Origin of the sequence: Agrococcus baldri (assembly GCA_900114805.1) — a bacterium.
GTDB lineage: Bacteria > Actinomycetota > Actinomycetes > Actinomycetales > Microbacteriaceae > Agrococcus > Agrococcus baldri.
On sequence record FOZN01000002.1, the window covers coordinates 192,975 to 211,761 of the forward strand.

The 18,787-nt window shown below is 71.7% G+C and carries 18 protein-coding genes; 8 read left to right on the forward strand and 10 right to left on the reverse strand.

What is annotated here, in order from left to right:
* The first annotated feature begins 36 nt into the window (after window positions 1-36).
* Window positions 37-1,773, forward strand: coding sequence for an MDR family MFS transporter (locus tag BM288_RS05070; protein WP_092917714.1), 1,737 nt, complete (start codon window positions 37-39; stop codon window positions 1,771-1,773).
* A gap of 72 nt (window positions 1,774-1,845) precedes the next feature.
* Entirely contained in the window at window positions 1,846-2,040 is a 195-nt protein-coding gene (locus tag BM288_RS05075; RefSeq protein WP_092916585.1) for a CsbD family protein, read from the forward strand.
* A gap of 57 nt (window positions 2,041-2,097) precedes the next feature.
* Here BM288_RS05075 and BM288_RS05080 read toward each other — a convergent pair whose 3' ends face one another.
* Window positions 2,098-2,949 (reverse strand): HpcH/HpaI aldolase/citrate lyase family protein, encoded by an 852-nt coding sequence (locus tag BM288_RS05080; RefSeq protein ID WP_318255346.1) that lies wholly within the window; start codon window positions 2,947-2,949, stop codon window positions 2,098-2,100.
* Between the two features lie 40 nt (window positions 2,950-2,989).
* On the opposite strand from BM288_RS05080, the gene BM288_RS05085 reads away from it, so the two are divergent.
* Window positions 2,990-3,211: a hypothetical protein gene (locus BM288_RS05085; RefSeq protein ID WP_092916589.1), complete on the forward strand. Its 222-nt coding sequence runs from the start codon at window positions 2,990-2,992 to the stop codon at window positions 3,209-3,211.
* A 144-nt stretch (window positions 3,212-3,355) separates the two neighbouring features.
* Window positions 3,356-3,571, forward strand: coding sequence for a hypothetical protein (locus BM288_RS05090; RefSeq protein WP_092916592.1), 216 nt, complete (start codon window positions 3,356-3,358; stop codon window positions 3,569-3,571).
* Window positions 3,572-3,577: 6 nt separating this feature from the next.
* Here the strand turns inward: BM288_RS05090 and BM288_RS05095 are convergent, their stop codons facing one another.
* From BM288_RS05095 to BM288_RS05125, 7 genes are all read right to left on the reverse strand, one after another.
* Window positions 3,578-3,949 carry an RNA-binding S4 domain-containing protein gene (locus BM288_RS05095; protein WP_092916594.1) on the reverse strand — a complete coding sequence of 124 codons (372 nt, stop codon included), beginning with the start codon at window positions 3,947-3,949 and terminating at the stop codon, window positions 3,578-3,580.
* Window positions 3,946-5,997 carry a DNA helicase RecQ gene (recQ, locus tag BM288_RS05100; protein WP_092916596.1) on the reverse strand — a complete coding sequence of 684 codons (2,052 nt, stop codon included), beginning with the start codon at window positions 5,995-5,997 and terminating at the stop codon, window positions 3,946-3,948. Before recQ ends, BM288_RS05095 begins: the two co-directional genes overlap by 4 nt.
* Before the next feature lie 58 nt (window positions 5,998-6,055).
* Complete coding sequence (locus BM288_RS05105; protein ID WP_092916598.1) at window positions 6,056-6,814, reverse strand: SDR family oxidoreductase; 759 nt, start codon at window positions 6,812-6,814, stop codon at window positions 6,056-6,058.
* A 143-nt stretch (window positions 6,815-6,957) separates the two neighbouring features.
* Window positions 6,958-8,997, reverse strand: coding sequence for a DEAD/DEAH box helicase (locus BM288_RS05110; protein ID WP_092916600.1), 2,040 nt, complete (start codon window positions 8,995-8,997; stop codon window positions 6,958-6,960).
* A 198-nt stretch (window positions 8,998-9,195) separates the two neighbouring features.
* The gene (locus BM288_RS05115) at window positions 9,196-10,221 is read right to left on the reverse strand and encodes a DUF2510 domain-containing protein (RefSeq protein ID WP_092916602.1); all 1,026 of its coding nucleotides are present in this window, start codon (window positions 10,219-10,221) and stop codon (window positions 9,196-9,198) included.
* 78 nt (window positions 10,222-10,299) lie between these two features.
* Window positions 10,300-13,710 carry an efflux RND transporter permease subunit gene (locus BM288_RS05120; protein ID WP_092916604.1) on the reverse strand — a complete coding sequence of 1,137 codons (3,411 nt, stop codon included), beginning with the start codon at window positions 13,708-13,710 and terminating at the stop codon, window positions 10,300-10,302.
* Window positions 13,711-13,848: 138 nt separating this feature from the next.
* Entirely contained in the window at window positions 13,849-14,589 is a 741-nt protein-coding gene (locus tag BM288_RS05125; RefSeq protein ID WP_092916606.1) for a MerR family transcriptional regulator, read from the reverse strand.
* Window positions 14,590-14,693: 104 nt separating this feature from the next.
* Between BM288_RS05125 and BM288_RS05130 the strand changes: the two genes are divergently transcribed.
* The 4 genes from BM288_RS05130 (at window position 14,694) to BM288_RS05145 (ending at window position 17,347) form a co-directional block, all read left to right on the forward strand.
* Complete coding sequence (locus BM288_RS05130; RefSeq protein ID WP_092916608.1) at window positions 14,694-15,086, forward strand: CrcB family protein; 393 nt, start codon at window positions 14,694-14,696, stop codon at window positions 15,084-15,086.
* On the forward strand, window positions 15,083-15,457 hold the full coding sequence (locus tag BM288_RS05135) for a fluoride efflux transporter FluC (RefSeq protein ID WP_092916610.1): 375 nt from the start codon (window positions 15,083-15,085) through the stop codon (window positions 15,455-15,457). The genes BM288_RS05130 and BM288_RS05135 overlap by 4 nt, the downstream gene beginning before the upstream one ends.
* 144 nt (window positions 15,458-15,601) lie before the next feature.
* Window positions 15,602-15,808 carry a DUF3073 domain-containing protein gene (locus BM288_RS05140; RefSeq protein ID WP_092916612.1) on the forward strand — a complete coding sequence of 69 codons (207 nt, stop codon included), beginning with the start codon at window positions 15,602-15,604 and terminating at the stop codon, window positions 15,806-15,808.
* Window positions 15,809-15,934: 126 nt separating this feature from the next.
* Complete coding sequence (locus BM288_RS05145) at window positions 15,935-17,347, forward strand: L-serine ammonia-lyase (RefSeq protein ID WP_092917716.1); 1,413 nt, start codon at window positions 15,935-15,937, stop codon at window positions 17,345-17,347.
* A 148-nt stretch (window positions 17,348-17,495) separates the two neighbouring features.
* Here the strand turns inward: BM288_RS05145 and BM288_RS05150 are convergent, their stop codons facing one another.
* Window positions 17,496-17,891 (reverse strand): hypothetical protein, encoded by a 396-nt coding sequence (locus tag BM288_RS05150; protein ID WP_092916614.1) that lies wholly within the window; start codon window positions 17,889-17,891, stop codon window positions 17,496-17,498.
* A gap of 133 nt (window positions 17,892-18,024) precedes the next feature.
* Window positions 18,025-18,633, reverse strand: a complete 609-nt coding sequence (locus BM288_RS05155) for a DUF4190 domain-containing protein (RefSeq protein ID WP_092916616.1) — start codon at window positions 18,631-18,633, stop codon at window positions 18,025-18,027.
* Window positions 18,634-18,787: the final 154 nt, after the last annotated feature.

Here is an 18,787-nt window from a genome sequence, read left to right on the forward strand (position 1 = left end):
GCCGGCCCCTCGCAGCCCGACGCATCCGCCCCCCTCATGACCCGCCGCCAGATCACGCTCGTGATCGTCGGCCTGATGATCTCGATGTTCCTGTCGTCGGTGTCGCAGACGGTCGTCGGCACCTCGATGCGCACGATCGCCGACAATCTGCACGGGCTCGACCTGCAGGTGTGGGTCGTGACGGCGTTCCTGATCGTGTCGACGATCGTCACGCCCATCTACGGCAAGCTCAGCGACATCTTCGGCCGCCGGCCGCTGTTCCTGATCGCGATCGTGCTGTTCCTGGTGGGCTCGATCGCCTGCTCGTTCGCGCAGGACATGGTGCAGCTCGCCGCCTTCCGAGCCCTCCAGGGCCTCGGCGCCGGCGGCCTGATGTCGCTGCCGATGACGATCATGGCCGACGTGCTCAACCCCAGGGAGCGCGCGAAGTACCAGGGCTACTTCCTGGCGGTGTTCGGCGTCTCGTCCATCCTCGGACCGCTCATCGGCGGCGTGCTCGCGGGTGCGCCCGAGATCCTGTGGCTCGACGGCTGGCGCTGGGTGTTCCTGTTCAACCTGCCGATCGGCGTCGTCGCGGTCTGGATGGTCTTCCGGTTCCTGCACCTGCCCGCGCACCACGAGCGCGTGAGGATCGACTGGTGGGGTGCGGCGCTGCTGGTGGTCGGCGTCGTGCCGCTGCTGCTGGTCGGCGAGCAGGGCCGCGAGTGGGGCTGGCTCTCCCCCGCCGCCATCGTCTGCTACGCCGTCGGCTTCATCGGCATCGCGCTGTTCATCTGGGTCGAGCGCCGGATGGGCGACGCTGCGCTCATCCCACTGCACCTGTTCCGCTCGAGCACCTTCTCGATGGCGACGATGCTGGGCGTGTTCACCGGCTTCGGCATGTTCGCGGCCATGATGCTCATCCCCTTCGTGCTCCAGATCGTGCACGGCATGAACCCCACCGAGGCGGGCTTCGCCACGCTGCCGATGATCCTCGGCCTCATGATCGCCTCGATCGGCTCGGGCCAGATCATCGCCCGCACCGGCAGGTACCGGCTGTTCCCGGTCGTCGGGCTCGGCATCATGGCCGTCGGCTACGGGGTGCTCGTCACGCTCTCCTACGACAGCCCGCTGTGGGCACTGCTGCTGGCGCAGCTGCTGATCGGCCTCGGCCTCGGTCAGCTCATGCAGACGCTGACGATCGCCTCGCAGAACGCCGTGCGGGCGAAGGACATGGGCGTGGCGACGAGCGCCGCCACCTTCTTCCGGCAGCTCGGCGGCACGGCCGGCGTGGCGGTCGCGTTCTCGCTGCTGTTCTCACGGCTGCCGGAGACGCTGCGCGACTCCTTCTCGCGGCCAGACCTGCGCGCCGACATGGCGGCGGCGCTCGAGGACCCGGCCGTGCTCGCCGATCCCGGCAACGAGCGCATCCTCGACGTGCTGCAGCACCCCGAGCAGATCGGCGGCGCGCTGAACTCCGACTCGTCGTTCCTCAACAGCGCCGACCCGAGGCTGGCCGCGCCGTTCCTCGACGGCTTCAACACCGCCACGCTCATGCCCTTCTGGGTGGCGCTCGCCACGATCAGCGTGGCGTTCGTGCTCGCGATCTTCTTCAAGGCGCCGCCGCTGCGTCAGAAGTCGGCGATGGAGGAGACGATGGAGGAGCGCGCTCGCATCGCGCAGCTGGAGGCGGATGCGTCGGCCCCGGGCTCGTACGCTCCTCCCGTCACGACGTCGTCGATGCGGATCGTGCAGCCGAGCGGCGGGACCGAAGGGTCGCATCGCGGATCCTGAGTGCGCACCCAGGATCGAGGCGTACGTTCTGTACCCCGGAGCGATCGCTCCCATCGATCAAGGAGGTTGGGCATGGGTCTCGACGACAAGATCTCGAACGCAGCCAAGGAAGGCATCGGCAAGGCGAAGGAGGGTGTCGGTGACGCCACCGACAACGAGCGCCTGGAGGCGGAGGGCCACAAGGACCAGGCCGTCGCCAACGCCAAGCAGGCCGGCGAGCACGTGAAGGACGCCGGGGACGACGTCAAGGACACGTTCCGCGGCTGATCTCCCGATACCACGAGAGGCCGGGGCACCCGCGATGGTGCCCCGGCCTCTTGCGTGTCAGTAGTTGAGCTCGCCCAGCGCCGCGGCGTCCGCCTCGATGCCGAAGTCGCGCGCCTGGGTCTGGATCTTCTGCGCACGCGCGAGGCGGGGCAGGTCGCTGCCGTCGGTGATCTTCCCGCCCGACTCCTCGAACGCGCGCACGAAGCCGTGCGCCCACGCCACGTCCTCGGCGCTCGGCGCGAGGCCGGCATTGATGGTCGCGGCCTGCGTGTGCGTGAGGCACAGCTTGCCCGACATGCCCATCTCCTTCGACAGCCTCGTGCCGTCGGCCAGCGCGCCCATCGACAGCGTCGGGCCGTCGATCGGCGCCGGCAGCCTGGCGGCGCGGGAGGCGATCACGAGCTGCGATCGGGCATAGGCGAGGGCGATCGGGTCATCGCCGGTCGCGGTGTCGCGCTTGAAGTCGCCGGTGCCGAAGGCGAGCCGGAACGTCGACGGCGCGCTGGCGATCCGCTCGACGTGGAGCACCCCGCGAGCCGTCTCGACCAGCGCGAGGATCGGCATGCCCTCCGGCAGGCGGTCGGCGGTGTCGTCGACGTGGCTCGCCGACTCGGTCTTGGCGAGCATGACGCCCTCGAGGCCGGGCGCGTCCTTCAGCTCGGCCAGGTCGGTGCTCCAGAACTCGCTCGCGGCGTCGTTGATGCGCACCCAGGCGCGGTGGCCGGTGGAGAGCCACTCGACCGTGTCGGCGCGGGCCTGCGCCTTGTCCTTCGCCGCGACCGCGTCCTCGATGTCGATGATGATCGCGTCCGCCTCGCTCTCCTGCGCGATCTCGAACAGCTCGGGCTTGGAGGCCGGCACGAGCAGCCAGGAGCGGGCGATCAGGGGCGAGATGACGGTTCTGGGCACGCCCTTCAGCCTATCCGGCGGAGCGGGCTAGCATCGCGCTATGGCCTCCGGCGTCCTCACCCTCCTGCTCGTCGCGATGCTCGGGCTCGCGCTGCTGCTGATCGCGGGCGGCATCGTGATGCTGGTGATCGGCTCGCGCCGGCACGACGACTCCACCTCCCGGCCGTTCCTCGCCCTGGGCGTCAGCCTGCTGATCGTCGGCACCGTCGTGCTGGTGCCCTCGCTCGTGATGGCCGGTCGCGTGTTCCTCGGCTTGGGCTGAGCCGCACAGCGGACGTCGCGCTTCGCCGCCCTCGCATCCGTCAGCGCTCCAGCCATCGGCCTCGGCGGCGGCTCGTTCCGCGCTGGTCGCCGACAGCAAGTCGGCGACGCTGACGATGGCCGGGTCGTGTGATGGACTGTGGCCATGCCAGCACCCTTCGCCGTCCTGCTCGCCGTCTTCGTCGTCGCCGTCGTTCTGCTCGTGATCGGCATCGTCATGAGCATCCGCGGCACAGGATCGACCCCGAAGGTGGGCGGTTGGCTGGCGGTCATCAGCGGCCTGGTCGCACTGTGCTTCGGCGTCGTCCTCGGCATCTCGCTCATCGGCTCGTCGATGGACGACGTGCCGGGTCTCTGGTAGCGATCGTCAGCCGTCGCGCCCGCGGAGCCGATCGATCTCGCGCCGCTCGCGGCTGGTCGGGCGGCCCGCGCCCCTGGGCCGGTGCGGCACCTGCGCCGCATCGATCGCGGAGGGGCGCGGCGGCGAGCGATCCTCGATCGCCTCGGCGGCGGCCGGCGCCCCGACCCGCTTCTTCAGCAGCTGCTTGACGATCACGATGCGGTCGAAGCCGTGGATGCGCACCCGCACCTCATCGCCGATGCGCACCTGCTGCGAGGCCTTCGCCGGCTGGCCGCCGAGCTTCACGTGCCCGCCGCGGCACGCCTCGGTCGCGGCGGCTCGGGTCTTCACGAGCCGCACCGCCCAGATCCAGACGTCGATGCGCACGCGCTCGCTCATGCTTCGGACAGCACCTCCAGCACGGCGTCGCCGTAGCGCTCGAGCTTCGACTCGCCCACGCCGGAGACGGTCGAGAGCTCGACGAGCGTCGCCGGCCTGCGCTCGGCGATCGCCGCCAGCGTCTTGTCGTTGAAGACGACGTACGCCGGCACCGACTGCTCCTTCGCCGTCGCCGCGCGCCACGAGCGCAGCGCCTGGAAGAGCACCTGCTGGGCGTCGTCGAGCTGCAGCGTCGACGCCGAGCGCTTCGCGGCCTTCGCCGGTGCCTTCGTCTCGTGCCGCAAGCGCACCTCGCGCTCACCTGCGAGCACTGCGGCAGACGCATCCGTCATCGCCAGCACGCCGTACTCGCCCTGCACCTGCAGCAGCCCCTGCGCCAGCAGCTGCCGCACGATGCCGCGCCACTGAGTGGCGGGCAGGTCGGCGCCGATGCCGTAGGTGGCCAGCTGGTCGTGACCGAAGCGGCGGATGCGCTCGGTGTCGCCGCCGACGAGGATGTCGACCAGGTGCCCGGCGCCGTAGGCCTGCCGTCGCTCGCGCTGCAGCCGCACGATGGTGGAGAGCAGCTTCTGCGCCGGCACGGTGCCGTCGTAGGAATCGGGCGGGGTGAGGCAGGTGTCGCAGTTGCCGCAGGGTTCGCTGGGCTGGCCGAAGTAGGCGAGCAGCTGCACGCGGCGGCACTCGACCGTCTCGCACAGCGCGAGCATCGCATCGAGGTGCATGGTCTGGTTGCGCTTGCGCTGCGCGTCGCCGACCCCGTCGGCGATCATGCGGCGCTGCTGCACGACGTCCTGCAGCCCGTAGGCGAGCCAGGCCGTCGAGGCCTCGCCGTCGCGGCCCGCGCGGCCGGTCTCCTGGTAGTACCCCTCGATCGACTTGGGCAGGTCGAGGTGCGCGACGAAGCGCACGTCGGGCTTGTCGATGCCCATGCCGAACGCGATCGTCGCGACCATCACGACGCCGTCTTCGCGCAGGAACCGCTGCTGGTTCGCCCCGCGGACGGCCGCGTCGAGGCCGGCGTGGTACGGCAGCGCGTCGATGCCCTGCGCCCGCAGCCACTCGGCGGTCGACTCGACCGACTTGCGCGAGAGGCAGTAGACGATGCCGGTCGCGCCCGGGTGCTCGTCGCGCATGATGCGCAGCAGCTGGGCCTTCGCATCCTGCTTGGGGGCGATGCGGTACTGGATGTTCGGCCGGTCGAAGCTCGAGACGTACACGTGCGCGTCGCGCAGCCCCAGGCGCTCGACGATCTCGGCACGCGTCTCGACCGTCGCGGTCGCGGTGAGGGCGATGCGCGGCACCTGCGGCCAGCGCTCCCCCAGCACCGACAGCTGCAGGTAGTCGGGACGGAAGTCGTGCCCCCACTGGCTGACGCAGTGCGCCTCGTCGATCGCGAACAGCGCGATCGGCGCCGCATCGAGCAGGCTCTGCGCGACCGGCAGCCGCTCGGGCGCCAGGTAGAGCATGTCGAGCTCGCCGGCGAGCAGCCGCTGCTCGACCTCGCGGCGCTCGTCGATCGACTGGGTGGAGTTGAGGTAGGCCGCCCGCACGCCGAGCTGCTCGAGCGCGTCGACCTGGTCGTGCATGAGCGCGATCAGCGGACTGATGACGACGCCGGTGCCCTCGCGCACGAGCGACGGGATCTGGTAGCAGAGGCTCTTGCCGCCGCCGGTGGGCATGAGCACCACCGCGTCGCGGCCGGCCACCACGTCGTCGATGATCGCGGCCTGCTGGTCGCGGAACGCGTCGTAGCCCCACACCCGGGTGAGCGCCTCGAGCGGCGTGGCGGCCTTGGCGGATGCGGCGATGCCGGGCGCGCGGGCGGGCTGCGGACGGACGGCGGTGCGGCCGCGTGCGCCGACTTCGCCGCCCGTGGTGCGCGCACCGACGCCGGCGAGCACCGGCGCATCGTCGTCGATGGGCGGCACCCAGCCGTCGTCGGGTGCGTCGTACTCGCCCCACGGCTCCGGTGCGTCGTCGTCGCCGGGCGGTGCCCACTGGTCGTGCTGCGCGTCCGTCACGCGTCCCCCTTCGCGTCCATGACGCATCCCACCCTAGGCCGAGCCGCCGACACGGCTCGCCGCCGGTCGCCTCGCTGTGGATGGCTCAGCGACGGCGCGAGAGCCACTCCTCGAAGCCGATGCGGCCCTTGTGCTGCTCGGTGAAGTTGGCGCCCGAGCGCAGGTAGTCGAGCATCGACGGCGGGAACGGGCCGTTGACGATCAGGCCGCGGGCGCCGGTGGCCGCCTGCCAGGCCTTCGCGAGGTCGCGCGAGAGCCGCACCTGCGGGCCGGCGATCTCGATGAAGCGCTTGCCGCTGGGGTCGAGCGCCTCCTCGGCGCAGAGGTCGGCGACCTCGCTCACGGCGACCGGCTGCATGCGGCCGCCCAGCACGACCGGGATGGCGCCGAGCGCGGAGCCGGCCTCGAACTGGTCGACCGACCACTCGTGGAACTGCGCGGCGCGCACCACCGAGACCTCGAGCGCGGAGTTCAGGTAGGTGAGCTCCTGCTCGTGCTTGCGGCGGTGGTACGAGAGCTTCGAGACGTCGACGCCGAGGATCGAGAGCACGACGGCCCGCTGCACCTCTGCCCGCTCGGCGGCGGCGACGATGTTGCGCGCGCCGATGGTGAAGGGCTTCGGGTCGAGCGGATTGCGCGAATTGGAGGAGTCGACGATCACGTCGACGCCCTGGAAGGCGGCATCGAGGCCCTCACCGGAGACGATGTCGGCCTTGACGCCGGGGGAACCCGCGATGGCCTTGCCCGACCGCGACAGCGGGGCGACATCGGCGCCCCGCCTGCTCAGTGCCCGAACGATCGCCGAGCCCGCGTTCCCCGATCCACCGATCACGACGATGCGCATGCCCTAACGCTACGCCCGGTCCTGCACAACGCAAGTCGGCCTCGCGGCCGTGCGCCGCATCCGCTCGCGGAACGCGAACGACCCCTTCCGGACAGCGTCCCGGTGCACCGGGCGCGCGAGGCGGAAGGGGTCGCTGAGGCGGTCTAGACGGATGCGGTGGGCTGCGCCTGCGCGTCGGTGCCGGCGGCGGCCGGCTCGTGCTCGGCGATCTCGGCGGCGGCCGGCGGGGCCGTCAGCGTGTCGAGCAGATCGTCGCCGGGCGTGACGGGGATCATCGGCGCCTCGATCTCGGCCCGGTCCAGCAGCTGCTGGGTGCGCTTGCGGCGCGCCGGCGCGATCACGGTGACGACACGGCCGTCGTTGCCCGCGCGGCCGGTGCGGCCCGAGCGGTGCATGTAGGTCTTGTACTCGTCCGGCGGGTCGGCCTGCACGACGAGCGCGATGTCGTCGATGTGGATGCCACGGGCGGCGACGTCGGTCGCGACCAGCACGTCGACCTTGCCGCGCTTCAGCTTCTCGAGCGAGCGGTTGCGCTTCGCCTGCGTCAGGTCGCCGTGCAGGCTGACCGCTGCGATGCCGGCGTCGCCGAACTGCTCGGCGAGCCGCTCGGCGTAGGCGCGAGTGCGCGTGAAGACGATGATGCGGCCGGGGTTGCGGACGATCTGCTCGAGCACCGCATCCTTGTCGTAGCGATCCGTGACGAGGATCTGGTGGTCGATCGTCGACGTCGACTGCTCCTCGCCGGCCACCTCGTGGACGGACGGCTCGGGGAGGAACTCCTTGACGATGGTCTGGACCTCGGCGTCGAGCGTCGCCGAGAACAGCAGCTTCTGGCTGCCCGGCTTCGTGCGACGCAGGATGCGCTGCACGGGCTCGAGGAAGCCGAGCTCGCACATGTGGTCGGCCTCGTCGACCACCGCGATCTCGACCGCGCCGAGGTTCAGCTTGCGCTGCTCGACGAGATCCTCGATGCGGCCGGGCGTGCCGATCACGACGTCGACGCCGCGTCGCAGCCCCTCGACCTGCCGATCCTGCTTCACGCCGCCGACGATGACGGTCGTGAAGACGCCGACCTCGCGGCCGAGCGTCATGATCGTGTGGTTGAGCTGCTGTGCGAGCTCGCGCGTCGGAGCCAGCACGAGCGCGCGCGGGGCGCGGCCGATCTCGCGGCGCTCGGAGCGGCCGCGCAGCAGCATCTCGACGATCGGCGCGCCGAAGGCGATGCTCTTGCCGGAGCCGGTGCGGCCGCGGCCGAGCACATCGCGCCCTGCGAGCACGTCGGGGATCGTGGCTGCCTGGATCGGGAACGGCGAGACCGCGCCCATGCCGGTCAGCGCGCGGGAGATGCTGTCGCCGATGCCGAGGTCGGCGAAGGAGATGCCCGCGACGTCCTCGGCGCTCGTCGCCTTCGCCTCGAGGCGCTCGAGCACGACGTCGTCCTTCGGCTGGAAGGGGTTCGAGTCCTTCGAGGGGTAGTACGTGCTGTCGCGGCGGGGCTGCTCGTCGAAGCTGCGGCGCTCCTCGCGGCGCGGGCGGTCGTCGAAGCGACGCTGGCCCTGCTCGCGGCGGTCGCCGAAACTCCGCTGATCGCGGTCGTCGCGACGGGGCGCGCGGTCGTCGAAGCGACGCTGACCCTGCTCGCGGCGGTCGCCGAAGCTCCGCTGATCGCGGTCGTCACGACGCGGCGCGCGGTCGTCGAAGCGACGCTGACCCTGCTCGCGGCGGTCGCCGAAGCTCCGCTGATCGCGGTCGTCGCGGCGGGGGCGGTCCTCGAAGCGGCGGTTGCGGTCCGGCGCAGCGCCGGAGCGGCCGCGGCCGTTGTGCTCGTCGCGGGCGCGGTCGAAGCCGCGCGGGCGCTCGCCGCGGTGCACGCGCTCGTCGCCCTGGTGGTCGCGGCCGCCGTGGCTGCCGCCGCGGGTGCGGAAGGAGGGACCGCGCTGGTGGTCGCGGTTGCGCTCCTCCGGCGGGGTCCAGTTGGGACGACCCGAGCTGGAGCGGCCGGAGCGGCCGCCCTGCGCGCCGCCGTCGCGGCGGCTGTCGCGCTCGCTCTGATTCCAGCGGCCCTTCGAGGGCTGCTCGTCGCGGAAGCCGCGGTGGCCCTTGCTGCGGGAGCCGGGTCGGCTGCTGCTGTCGCGGTCGTTGGATCGGTGGGCGCCCTGAGGGCGCGAGTGGTTGTGTGCCATTGCTCGCATTTCATTGCGCGCGAGATCGAACTCGCGCAGGTAGTGCCGCAGTCATCGCGGGGATACTGATCAACCGCGAGATCGCCCGCGGGATATCCGGCCGCGGAGACACTCCATGTGACGCACACGCGTCTGTTCCGAGCCGACCGTGCAACCTTACGGCAAAGCCCCGTCTCGCGATAGGGGCAGTTGCCCGGCTCAGCCCGCCTGGTCGTGCCCGCGCACGCCGCCGCGCATCACCGAGGAGGTCCACTGGCGGCCGTCGAACCAGCGCTGCTCCGCCCGCCGGAACGGATCCGGGTACCAGGCTGGCTGCGCCTGCCCTGTATTGGCCTGCAACCCGATCGGCTGCGGTGCACCGTCGTGGGTGCTCGGCCCCTGCGGGGGTGCCTGCACCCGCTGCTGCGCCTGCCAGGCCGCGTAGACGCGCCGCTGCGCGTCGTGCGCCTCCTGCTCGAGCCGGTGGAACTCGGCCGGCGTCGGGATCGGCGGCGGCTGCCGCGGGTCGGCGACCTGCTCGCGGCCGTACAGGTCGCGCTCGGCGCCCTCAGCGCGCTGCCCGAACGACGGTGACGGATGCGTGGGCCCGCCCTCGTGCGTCGGCCGCGGGCCCAGATGCGGCGGCTGGGCCAGCCGGGCCGGCTGCGCCGGCGACGGGGCGGAGGCTCGGGTCGCGGAGGGCTGCACGGGATCGACGCGCGAGCCCTGCTCGCGGCCGAAGGTCGACACGTGCTGCGGCACGGAGCCGGTGGAGCCGGGCATCGGCCCGACCGGCGGCGTCGGTGCCACCGGCGGCTGCGCCGCAGGGCTCACCACCCGCACGCCGGCCGGGCCCTGGGCGTCGCCGGGCAGCGAGGGCATCGGCATCGTCGGCTGCGCCAGCACGCGGGCGTCGCGCGCGGCGTAGTAGTGCATCGAGGAGTCGGAGGCCCACTGCCCGTCGATGCGCAGCATGGACCGCCCGCCGGGCTGCAGCGGCGGCACGAAGGTGAGCCGCGTGCCGGTGCCGGCGGGGGCGCGCACGGTGAGGGTGGCTCCCTCGACCTGTCCGTTCGCGCGGGTCACGAAGATCGTCACCGGCAGGTCGCCGGCCGGCACGTGCAGGGTGATGTCGCCCCAGTCGAGCGGCGCCCGCAGCCCGCCGATGTCGAGGGTCGGCGGCTGGCGGTACGCATCCAGCCGACCGTCCTGCAGTGCGGCGCGGACGATCAGGAATGCCGGCATGCTCGGCCTCCTTCACTGCGGGAGCGCTCGGTCGTGCTCATCCAACCAGCGCACCCCCAGCGTCCGCTGGGAGCGCGGTCACCGCTGGCTGGCAGCGGCGAGCTCGCCTCGACGCTCGGCGCGCGTGCCGCTGCCGCGGCGCACGCGCCGCCGCTCGATCGCACCCTCGACGACCAGGTAGAGCACCGGCAGCACGATGAGCGTCAGCACCGTCGACGAGATCAGGCCGCCGATCACCACGATCGCCAGCGGCTGCGAGATGAAGCCGCCCTGACCGGTGAGGCCGGCCGCCATCGGCACGAGCGCGAAGATCGTCGCCGCTGCGGTCATCAGGATGGGCCGCAGCCTGCGCTCGGCGCCCTCGACGAGCGCCTCGCGCACGCTCAGCCCCCGGTCCCGGTACTGGTTGACGAGGTCGATGAGCACGATCGCGTTGGTGACCACGATGCCGACGAGCATCAGCACACCGACCATCGAGGCGACGCCCAGCGGCACCCCGGTGATGAGCTGCATGGCGATCGCGCCGGTGGCCGCGAAGGGCACCGAGACCAGCAGCAGGAACGGCTGCAGCAGGCTCTTGAAGGTGGCCACCATGACGACGTAGACGAGCAGCACCGCGATCAGTGCCGCGATCCCGAGCTGGGTGAACGCATCCGTGATCTGGGTGGCGACGCCGCCGATCTCGGCGGTCGCGCCCTCGGCGAGCTCGAGCCCGTCGAGCTCTGCCTGCAGGCTCGCGGAGAGCCCGCCGACATCCGCCGCGTCGGGCGTGACGGTGACGGTCGCCGTGCGGCTGCCGTCGCTGGTGGCGATCGAGACGGGGCCGGTGACCTCGGTCACCTCGGCGACGTCCGACAGCGGCAGCGGGCCGGCGGGCGTCGGCAGCTCGAGGCTGCGCAGCTCGTCGAGCGTCGAGGCAGGCGCGATGGCGTCGAGCCAGATGCGCACGAGCGAGCCGTCGAGCTGGATGTCGCCGATGGGCGTCGGCTGCATCGCCTGCGCGACCAGGCCGGAGACCGCCGCCTCGCTGAGCCCCAGGCTCGCCGCCAGCTCGCGGTCGACGGCGACCTGCACGAGCGGCTGGGCGCCCTCGAGCGAGTCCGTCACCTGGGCGACGCCGTCGAGTCCGGTGAGGCGGTCGGAGACGGATGCGGTGGCCGCCTCGAGCGCCTCGGGCGTCGGCGCCTGCACCTCGACGGTGATGTCGCTGCCGCCCAGGCCGCCGGAGGAGCCGACCGTCACCTCGCCGGTCGCCGCGTCGCCGATCTCGAGGATGTCGGCGCGCAGCGCCTCCATGTCGGTGCCGTCGGCGGCGATGACGCCGTAGCGCACCGAGCTGCCGCCTCCGCCGCCGGTGAAGGCGGCGAACGCGCCGGCGCCGCTGGAGACGGTCGCCGAGACCGTCTCCACGCCGTCGAGCGCCTGCAGTTCGGCGGAGAGCGCCTCCGCCTCGTCGAGCTGCGCGTCGAGCGATGCGCCGGGCTCGAGCTGCTGCGAGAGCTGCACGGTGGTCTGGCCGTCGTCGCCGAGGAAGTTGATCGCCATGAGCGGCACGGCTGCGCCGCTCGCGCCCAGCACGAGCACGGCGCCGATCAGCACCAGCCAGGGCTTGCGCAGCGTCGCCAGCAGCACGGGCCGGTAGGCGCGGCGCAGCCGGTCGCTGCGCTCTGGCCGGTCGGCCGGCTCGATCGGTGCTGCACCGACCGCTGCGGTTCCGGATGCTGCCGCGCTGTGGACCCGTTCGAGATCGCTGGACCCGCCAGAACGGGTCCGCCGATCTCCAAGGGGTCCACGAGCGGGGGCGGATGCGCGGCGGCGGCCGAAGATGCCGCGCCGGGCGGGCTGCACGGCGGCCTGCTGCTCTGTCTGCGCCGCTCGCTCGGCCGCGACCCGCTCGGCCTCGACGGCCTCCTTCGGGCGCTTGAGCAGCCAGGACGCGAGCACCGGCACGATCGTCAGCGCGATCACCAGCGACGACAGCAGCGCGATCGTCACCGTCAGCGCGAAGGGCCGGAAGAGCTCGCCGGTGATGTCGCTGACGAAGGCCAGTGGCAGGAACACGATGACGGTGGTGACCGTCGACGCCGTGATCGCGCCCGCGACCTCGCGCACCGCATCCAGGATCGCCTTCGCCTTCGAGGCCTGGAAGGCCAGGTGGCGCTTGATGTTCTCGATCACCACGATCGAGTCGTCGACGACGCGGCCGATCGAGATGGTCAGCGCGCCGAGCGTGAGCACGTTCAGCGAGAAGCCGGCGCCCCACATGCCGATGAACGTCATCAGCACCGACATCGGGATGGAGATGGCGGTGACGATCGTCGAGCGCAGCGACCACAGGAAGATGAGGATCACGAGCACGGCGAACACCAGCCCCAGCACACCCTCGACCGCGAGCGCCTCGATCGAGTGCTCGATGTAGGGCGCCTGGTCGAGGATCGTGGTGATGGCGACGTCGTCGCCGAGCTCTGCCTGGATCGCTGGCAGCAGCTCGTGCACGGCGTGCGAGACGTCGACGGTGTTCGAGGCCTGCGTCTTGGTGATCGACAGCGTGATGGAGGGCTGGCCGTCGACGAGCGCGACGGAGGTGACGGGATCCTCGGTGAGCGCGACCTCCGCCATGTCGCCGATCGTGACGGTCTCGGCGGCGGGGCCGTCCCCGACGGCACCCGGCTCGACAGCGGTGCCGCCCTGGTCTCCAGCGCCCGCCTCGCCGCCGGTGCCGCCCTGGCCGCCAGCGCCCGCCTCGCTGCCGCCCGTGAGGGGCAGGTTCGCCACGTCATCGACCGAGCCGAGCCGCTCGCCGATCTGCACGCTGAGCGTCTGGCCGTCGTCGTCGACGGTGCCGCCGGGCAGCAGCTGCCCCTGCTGGTCGATCGCGTCGCGGATGCTCTGCCTCGACAGCCCGGCAGCCGTGAGCGCCTCGTCGTCGGGGCTGATGGTGATGCGCTGGCCCGGTGCGCCCTGCAGCTGCACCGCGCGCACGCCCTCGGTGCGCTCGAGCTGCGGCACCGCGATGGTCTCGATGCGGTCGACCAGCGCCGCGGTGTCCTCGCCGCCGGTGACAGCCAGCTGCAGCACGGGGAAGTCGGCGATCGAGCCGGTGAGCACCGTGGGCTCGACGCCCTCTGGCAGCTGGCTCGCGATGCGGTTGACGGCCTGCTGCACGCGCTGCTCGGTGGTGGCCATGTTCACGCCGTACTCGAACTGCGCGACCACCACGCTCGAGCCCGTGGAGGAGGTGCCGCTGGTGCCCTCCAGGCTCTGCACCGACTGCACCGCCCGCTCGATGGGCTCGGTGACGTCGGCGCTGATGATCTCGGGGCTCGCGCCCTGCATGTTCGACATCACCACGACCGCCGGCAGCTCGAGCTCGGGAGTGAGCTCGGTCTTCAGGCTCGACAGCGCCACCCCGCCGAAGATCGCGATGCAGATGGTCACGAGCGCGACGAGCGCCTTGTTCTTCATGCTGGCGAGAGAGAGCAGATGCACGCGACGATCCTCCCACCACAACGGTGAGGGGCGGATGCGCGCTGGAACTGAGAGAGGCGGCCCTTTCGGGCCGCCTCCGTGACGCCAGCGCCGAGGCCCGTCCGCGGCCTCGGTCTCAGCTCCTCGATCGTCCGTCGGCTACCGCTGCCGCGCCGCGACGAACGCCAGCATGGCGTCGCGCACGTACGCCGCGCCCTCGGTGCCGCCGTAGTTGGCGGCGAATCGCTCGTCGGCGACGTACATCTCGCCCAGGCCCGCGAAGGCCTCGAGCTCGGGCTCGCGCTGCCAGCCGGCGCCGACCCAGCGGTAGTGCCGCTCGACGAGCGCCTGCACCGTGTCGGAGTCGACGCTCTCGCCCTCCTCGCGCGCTGCGGCGTAGCCTGCCGCGATGTCGAGGTGCTCCTGGCCGAACGCCTGCCTGCCCTCGTCGGACATGCCCTTCCACCAGTCCTGGCCGCGCTTCCACGCAGCGGCACCCCATCGCTCGGTCACCTCCTGCTCGTACTGGCTCTGATCGAACCCGTCGAGCGCTTCCTCTGCCGTCATGGCAGCTCCTTCCTCTCGTGCCCGCAGCGTCTGCTCGACGGCGCGGATCTGCCTGTGGACGCGATCGGCCTCACGCTCGAGGTCGACGAGGTGCGCCGCGAGCGCCTCCTCGTCGGATGCGCGCTCGAGGCTCGCGGCGATCGCTGGGATCCCCACACCCAGTCCGCGCAGCAGCAGGATGCGCTGCAGGCGACTGAGTGATGCCTCGTCGTACCAGCGCATGCCGCCCGCATCGGTGCGGGCAGGGTGCAGGATGCCGACGGCGTCGTAGTGCCGCAGTGTGCGGCTCGAGACGCCGGCGAGCTTCGCGATGCGCTGGATCGACCACTCCATGAGCACGACGCTAGAGGTTGACGCAACGTCAATGTCAAGCCTTCGGGCGAGCCCGGCCGGCGGATGCGTCCGGTGGCGCGGCCCGGGCGGCCTACGCTGGGCGGATGCTGCTGCGATCCGTGCTCGCCGTGCTGGTCGGCGGCGCACTCGGCACGGCGGCGCGAGCGCTGCTGCAGGAGGCGATCCCGGAGTGGTGGCTGCTGCTCGCCGTCAACGCGCTCGGCTCGGCGCTGCTGGGCGTCTCGGTGGCGGCGCTCGCCGACGCTCCCGCCTGGGTACGGCACGGCATCGGCGCAGGGGTGCTCGGCGGCTTCACCGCCTTCAGCGCGGTGGCGGTCGCGAGCGTGACCGCCGCAGCCAGCACCGGCGGCTTCGCGACCATCATCCCGGCGCTGCCGGGCATCCTGCTCGCGCTCGGCATGCTCGCCCTCTGCCTGCTGGCCGCCTGGGGCGGCCTCGCGCTCGGCCACCGGCTGGCGAGGGGCAGGGCCGCATGAGCGCGCTCGAGCTGCTGGGCATCGCGATCGCGGGCGGGCTGGGCGCGACCGTGCGCTTCCTGGTCGGCGTCCTCGCGGGCGAGCGCCCCGTGCGGGCAACCGTCGCTGTCAACCTGGCCGCGAGCCTGATCGCGGGATTCTGCGCCAGCCTGCTGCCGCTCGACGAGACCTGGCGCGCCATCCTGGTGACGGGCTTCTGCGGCGGCCTCTCCACCTACTCGGCCTTCGCCACCCAGGCGGTCCAGCAGCTCGAGCGGCGTCGCGCCGGCCACGCGTTCGCGACGATCGCGGTGACGCTCGTCGGCGGCGCCCTCGCCGCGGCCGTGGGCCTGCTGCTCGGGGCGATGCTGGTGCCGGCCGTCGCGATCTGAGCGATTCGGAACGCTGTCCACATGCGATGCCCTGGCACAGCCGATGGACAGGCTCGATGGTATGATCGAGGTTGGACTTGTTAGAGGAAGTTCTCCCATCGTTCGCCGGCCGCAGCGCCGGCGCCAGTAGCAAGGGGGTCCAGCATGGGTCGTGGTCGCCAGAAGGCAAAGCACACGAAGATCGCGCGTGAGCTGAAGTCGTACAGCCCGGACGTCAACTACAACGCGCTCCAGTCAGAGCTCGGCGGGGCCACAGACACCGCGCAGCTCGACAAGTGGGCCGACTACGCCGACGTCGAGTCGGAGGACGACGACTACGCTGACGAGTACCAGACGGGCCGCACCGCTTGAGCTGACACCATCGGCTCCGTGCGCTTTCAAGCGAAGGAGCTGATCGTGACCTCGCACGCATCCATCACGAACGGGCAGGGCGCAGAGCCCACCGAGGTCGGGTCGCACGCGACCGCCACCGCACCGGTGTTCGAGTCGCTCTCGGTGCTCGATCTGTTCAAGATCGGCATCGGCCCCTCCTCGTCGCACACCGTCGGCCCCATGCGGGCCGCGCTCGACTTCGTCGGGCAGGTGGATGCGTCCGGTCGCTTCGGCGACGTCGTGCGGCTGCGCGTCGACCTCCTGGGCTCGCTCGGCGCCACCGGATCCGGGCACGGCACCGACACGGCGATCATGCTGGGCCTCTCGGGCCTCGCGCCCGACACCGTCGAGACGCCGCAGATCACCGCGACGCTCGAGCGCATCCGCGCCACCGGGGAGCTCTCGCTCGGCGCCCGCCTGACCGTCCCGTTCGACGAGGCGAAGGTGTTCATCTTCCGGCCGCTCACCGTGCGCCGCGAGCACCCGAACGCGCTCCGCATCACCGCCTACGACGCATCCGACGACACCATCGCCAGCGCCGGCTACTACTCGATCGGCGGCGGCTTCGTCATGCGTCACGACGAGGGCGACGTGCTCTCGCCGGTGCCCGCGCCGGCCGAGCAGCTGCACCCGGTCGCGCACCCCTTCACCACCGGCGACCGGCTCGTGGCGCTCTGCCGCGAGACCAGGCTGTCGGTGGCAGAGCTGATGCTCGAGAACGAGAGTGCCTGGCGCTCGCGCGAGCAGACCATCACGCAGCTCGAGCGCATCTGGGAGGTCATGCAGGAGTGCGTCGAGCACGGCATCGCCACCCCGGGCATCCTGCCGGGCGGGCTGGATGTGAAGCGGCGCTCGAAGGAGTGGCACGCGAAGCTGCTCGACCGCGACGCGGCACCCAAGCAGGGCCGCCCCGACCTGCTCGAGGGCATGGAGTGGGTGAACCTCTACGCGCTGGCCGTCAACGAGGAGAACGCTGCCGGCGCCCGCGTCGTGACCGCTCCGACGAACGGCGCCGCCGGCATCATCCCCGCCGTGATGCACTACGCCGACCGCTTTGCCAACTGCGTCGAGGACGAGCTGCCGTGGCAGGTGCGCTTCCTGCTGGTCGCCGGCGCGATCGGCATCATCATCAAGTCGAACGCCTCGATCTCGGGCGCCGAGGTCGGCTGCCAGGGCGAGGTGGGCTCGGCGTGCGCGATGGCCGCCGGCGGCTTCGCGGCCGTCCTGGGCGCGACCCCCGAGCAGATCGAGAACGCCGCCGAGATCGGCATCGAGCACAACCTCGGCCTCACCTGCGACCCGATCAAGGGCCTCGTGCAGATCCCCTGCATCGAGCGCAACGCGATGGCCAGCGTCAAGGCGATCAACGCCGCGCGCATGGCGCAGCAGGGCGACGGCACCCACTACGTCTCGCTCGACACCGCCGTCGAGACGATGCGGCAGACGGGCGCCGACATGAGCCACAAGTACAAGGAGACTGCGCTCGGCGGCCTGGCCGTCGCGTTCGTCGAGTGTTGACCGTCACGCCGATCCCGAGGCCCGAGACGGTCCCGGCGCAGGCTCGCAGCGGAGGCCAGAGATGGCCTTCGCTCTCAGCGCGCCGCGCGCATCCGTCACCAGACGACGAATGGCCCGCCGATCGGCGGGCCATTCGCGTGCGTGCGGCTCAGTAGTTGATCTCGCCCACCGAGGCCGCAATCGCGGCGAAGATGATGAGCGGGATGACGATCGTCCAGAACACGATGTTCCAGATGAAGCCGAGGATCGAGACCACGAGGCCCCAGATCGCCATGGTCTTGGCAGCCGGCTCCTTCGCCAGGCCGATGCCCGAGAGCACGGCGCCGGCGATGGCGTTCAGGAAGATCGGGATGATGATGCTGGAGATGCCGAGGATGAGGCCCCACATCGAGAGCTTCTTGCTCGTCGAGGTGTTGACGGCGTAGTTGCCGTAGGCCTGGCCGGCCGGCTGGTAGGACTGGTATCCGCCGGCAGAGCCTGCGGGCTGGTATCCGCCAGCCGGGTCGGGCTGCTGAGCGGGCTGCTCGGGGGGCGTGTAGGTCATGAAGGTTCCTCGCGTGAATGGAAGCTGGGTGCAGGGGACGCGTGCCGCGTCCCCATGAGCCTAGGCGCTCGGGGCCGAGCGCGCGCTGGTTCCTGTCGCGACGCCCGGCTCGCGACTGGCGATGCGCAGTGCGTCAGGGACCGCCGGCTGCGAAGACGACCGCGCCGAGGAAGGCGATCAGGGGCAGCAGGTAGAACAGCAGCACCCACAGCAGTCCGAGCACGGAGGCGACCAGCCCAACGATCGCCATCGCCTTGCCGCTCGGCTCGCGCCTGAGCGCCAGGAAGCCGAACACGATGCCGATGATCGGCACGACCACGAAGATCCACGCGAACACCACCGAGCACAGCCCGAGCACGAGCGCGGTGATCGACAGCCCGCGCGAGGGCTGCGGCACGTAGCCGAAGCCGGGCGCGTGGTAGACGGGCACCCCGTACGGCGTGACGTTCGAGGCCTGCGCTGCCGCCGGGTGGATGAGCGGCGCGTCGCGGGCGTCGAAGGGGGTGGCGTAGTGCGGCGCGGCGTAGTGCGGCGCGGCGTACTGCGGCAGGGCGTACCGGGGCGGCGCGTACTGGGGCTGCCCTGTCGAGGGCCGCCCGTGCTGCAGCTGCTCGTGCTGGGGCCGGGCGTAGCTCGCGCCGAACGCCGACTCGTGCTGCTGCGGCTGCGAGGGCGCCTGCTGGGAGAGGGCACCGTCTTCGGCCAGGTCACGGGGCCGGAAGCGGTCAGGGTCAGACTGCATCCCGCACCTCCTGCCTCGAGATCGTGATCGTGATCGTGATCGTGATCGTGATCCGGGGTTCTGCTCCTGGTCTCCTGCCGCCTGACACCGTACGCGGGCCGGGTCAGAGCAACCTGGACGCCTGCCCACACCCCGCCGCATGGGCGAAACGGCG

Bases quoted from the DNA above. Each gene is read 5' to 3' on its own strand.
- BM288_RS05070 (WP_092917714.1), top strand. From the start codon at position 37: ATGACCCGCCGCCAGATCACGCTCGTGATCGTCGGCCTGATGATCTCG.
- BM288_RS05075 (WP_092916585.1), top strand. From the start codon at position 1,846: ATGGGTCTCGACGACAAGATCTCGAACGCAGCCAAGGAAGGCATCGGC.
- BM288_RS05085 (WP_092916589.1), top strand. From the start codon at position 2,990: ATGGCCTCCGGCGTCCTCACCCTCCTGCTCGTCGCGATGCTCGGGCTC.
- BM288_RS05090 (WP_092916592.1), top strand. From the start codon at position 3,356: ATGCCAGCACCCTTCGCCGTCCTGCTCGCCGTCTTCGTCGTCGCCGTC.
- BM288_RS05095 (WP_092916594.1), bottom strand. From the start codon at position 3,949: ATGAGCGAGCGCGTGCGCATCGACGTCTGGATCTGGGCGGTGCGGCTC.
- recQ (WP_092916596.1), bottom strand. From the start codon at position 5,997: ATGCGTCATGGACGCGAAGGGGGACGCGTGACGGACGCGCAGCACGAC.
- BM288_RS05105 (WP_092916598.1), bottom strand. From the start codon at position 6,814: ATGCGCATCGTCGTGATCGGTGGATCGGGGAACGCGGGCTCGGCGATC.
- BM288_RS05110 (WP_092916600.1), bottom strand. From the start codon at position 8,997: ATGGCACACAACCACTCGCGCCCTCAGGGCGCCCACCGATCCAACGAC.
- BM288_RS05115 (WP_092916602.1), bottom strand. From the start codon at position 10,221: ATGCCGGCATTCCTGATCGTCCGCGCCGCACTGCAGGACGGTCGGCTG.
- BM288_RS05125 (WP_092916606.1), bottom strand. From the start codon at position 14,589: ATGGAGTGGTCGATCCAGCGCATCGCGAAGCTCGCCGGCGTCTCGAGC.
- BM288_RS05130 (WP_092916608.1), top strand. From the start codon at position 14,694: ATGCTGCTGCGATCCGTGCTCGCCGTGCTGGTCGGCGGCGCACTCGGC.
- BM288_RS05135 (WP_092916610.1), top strand. From the start codon at position 15,083: ATGAGCGCGCTCGAGCTGCTGGGCATCGCGATCGCGGGCGGGCTGGGC.
- BM288_RS05140 (WP_092916612.1), top strand. From the start codon at position 15,602: ATGGGTCGTGGTCGCCAGAAGGCAAAGCACACGAAGATCGCGCGTGAG.
- BM288_RS05150 (WP_092916614.1), bottom strand. From the start codon at position 17,891: ATGACCTACACGCCCCCCGAGCAGCCCGCTCAGCAGCCCGACCCGGCT.
- BM288_RS05155 (WP_092916616.1), bottom strand. From the start codon at position 18,633: ATGCAGTCTGACCCTGACCGCTTCCGGCCCCGTGACCTGGCCGAAGAC.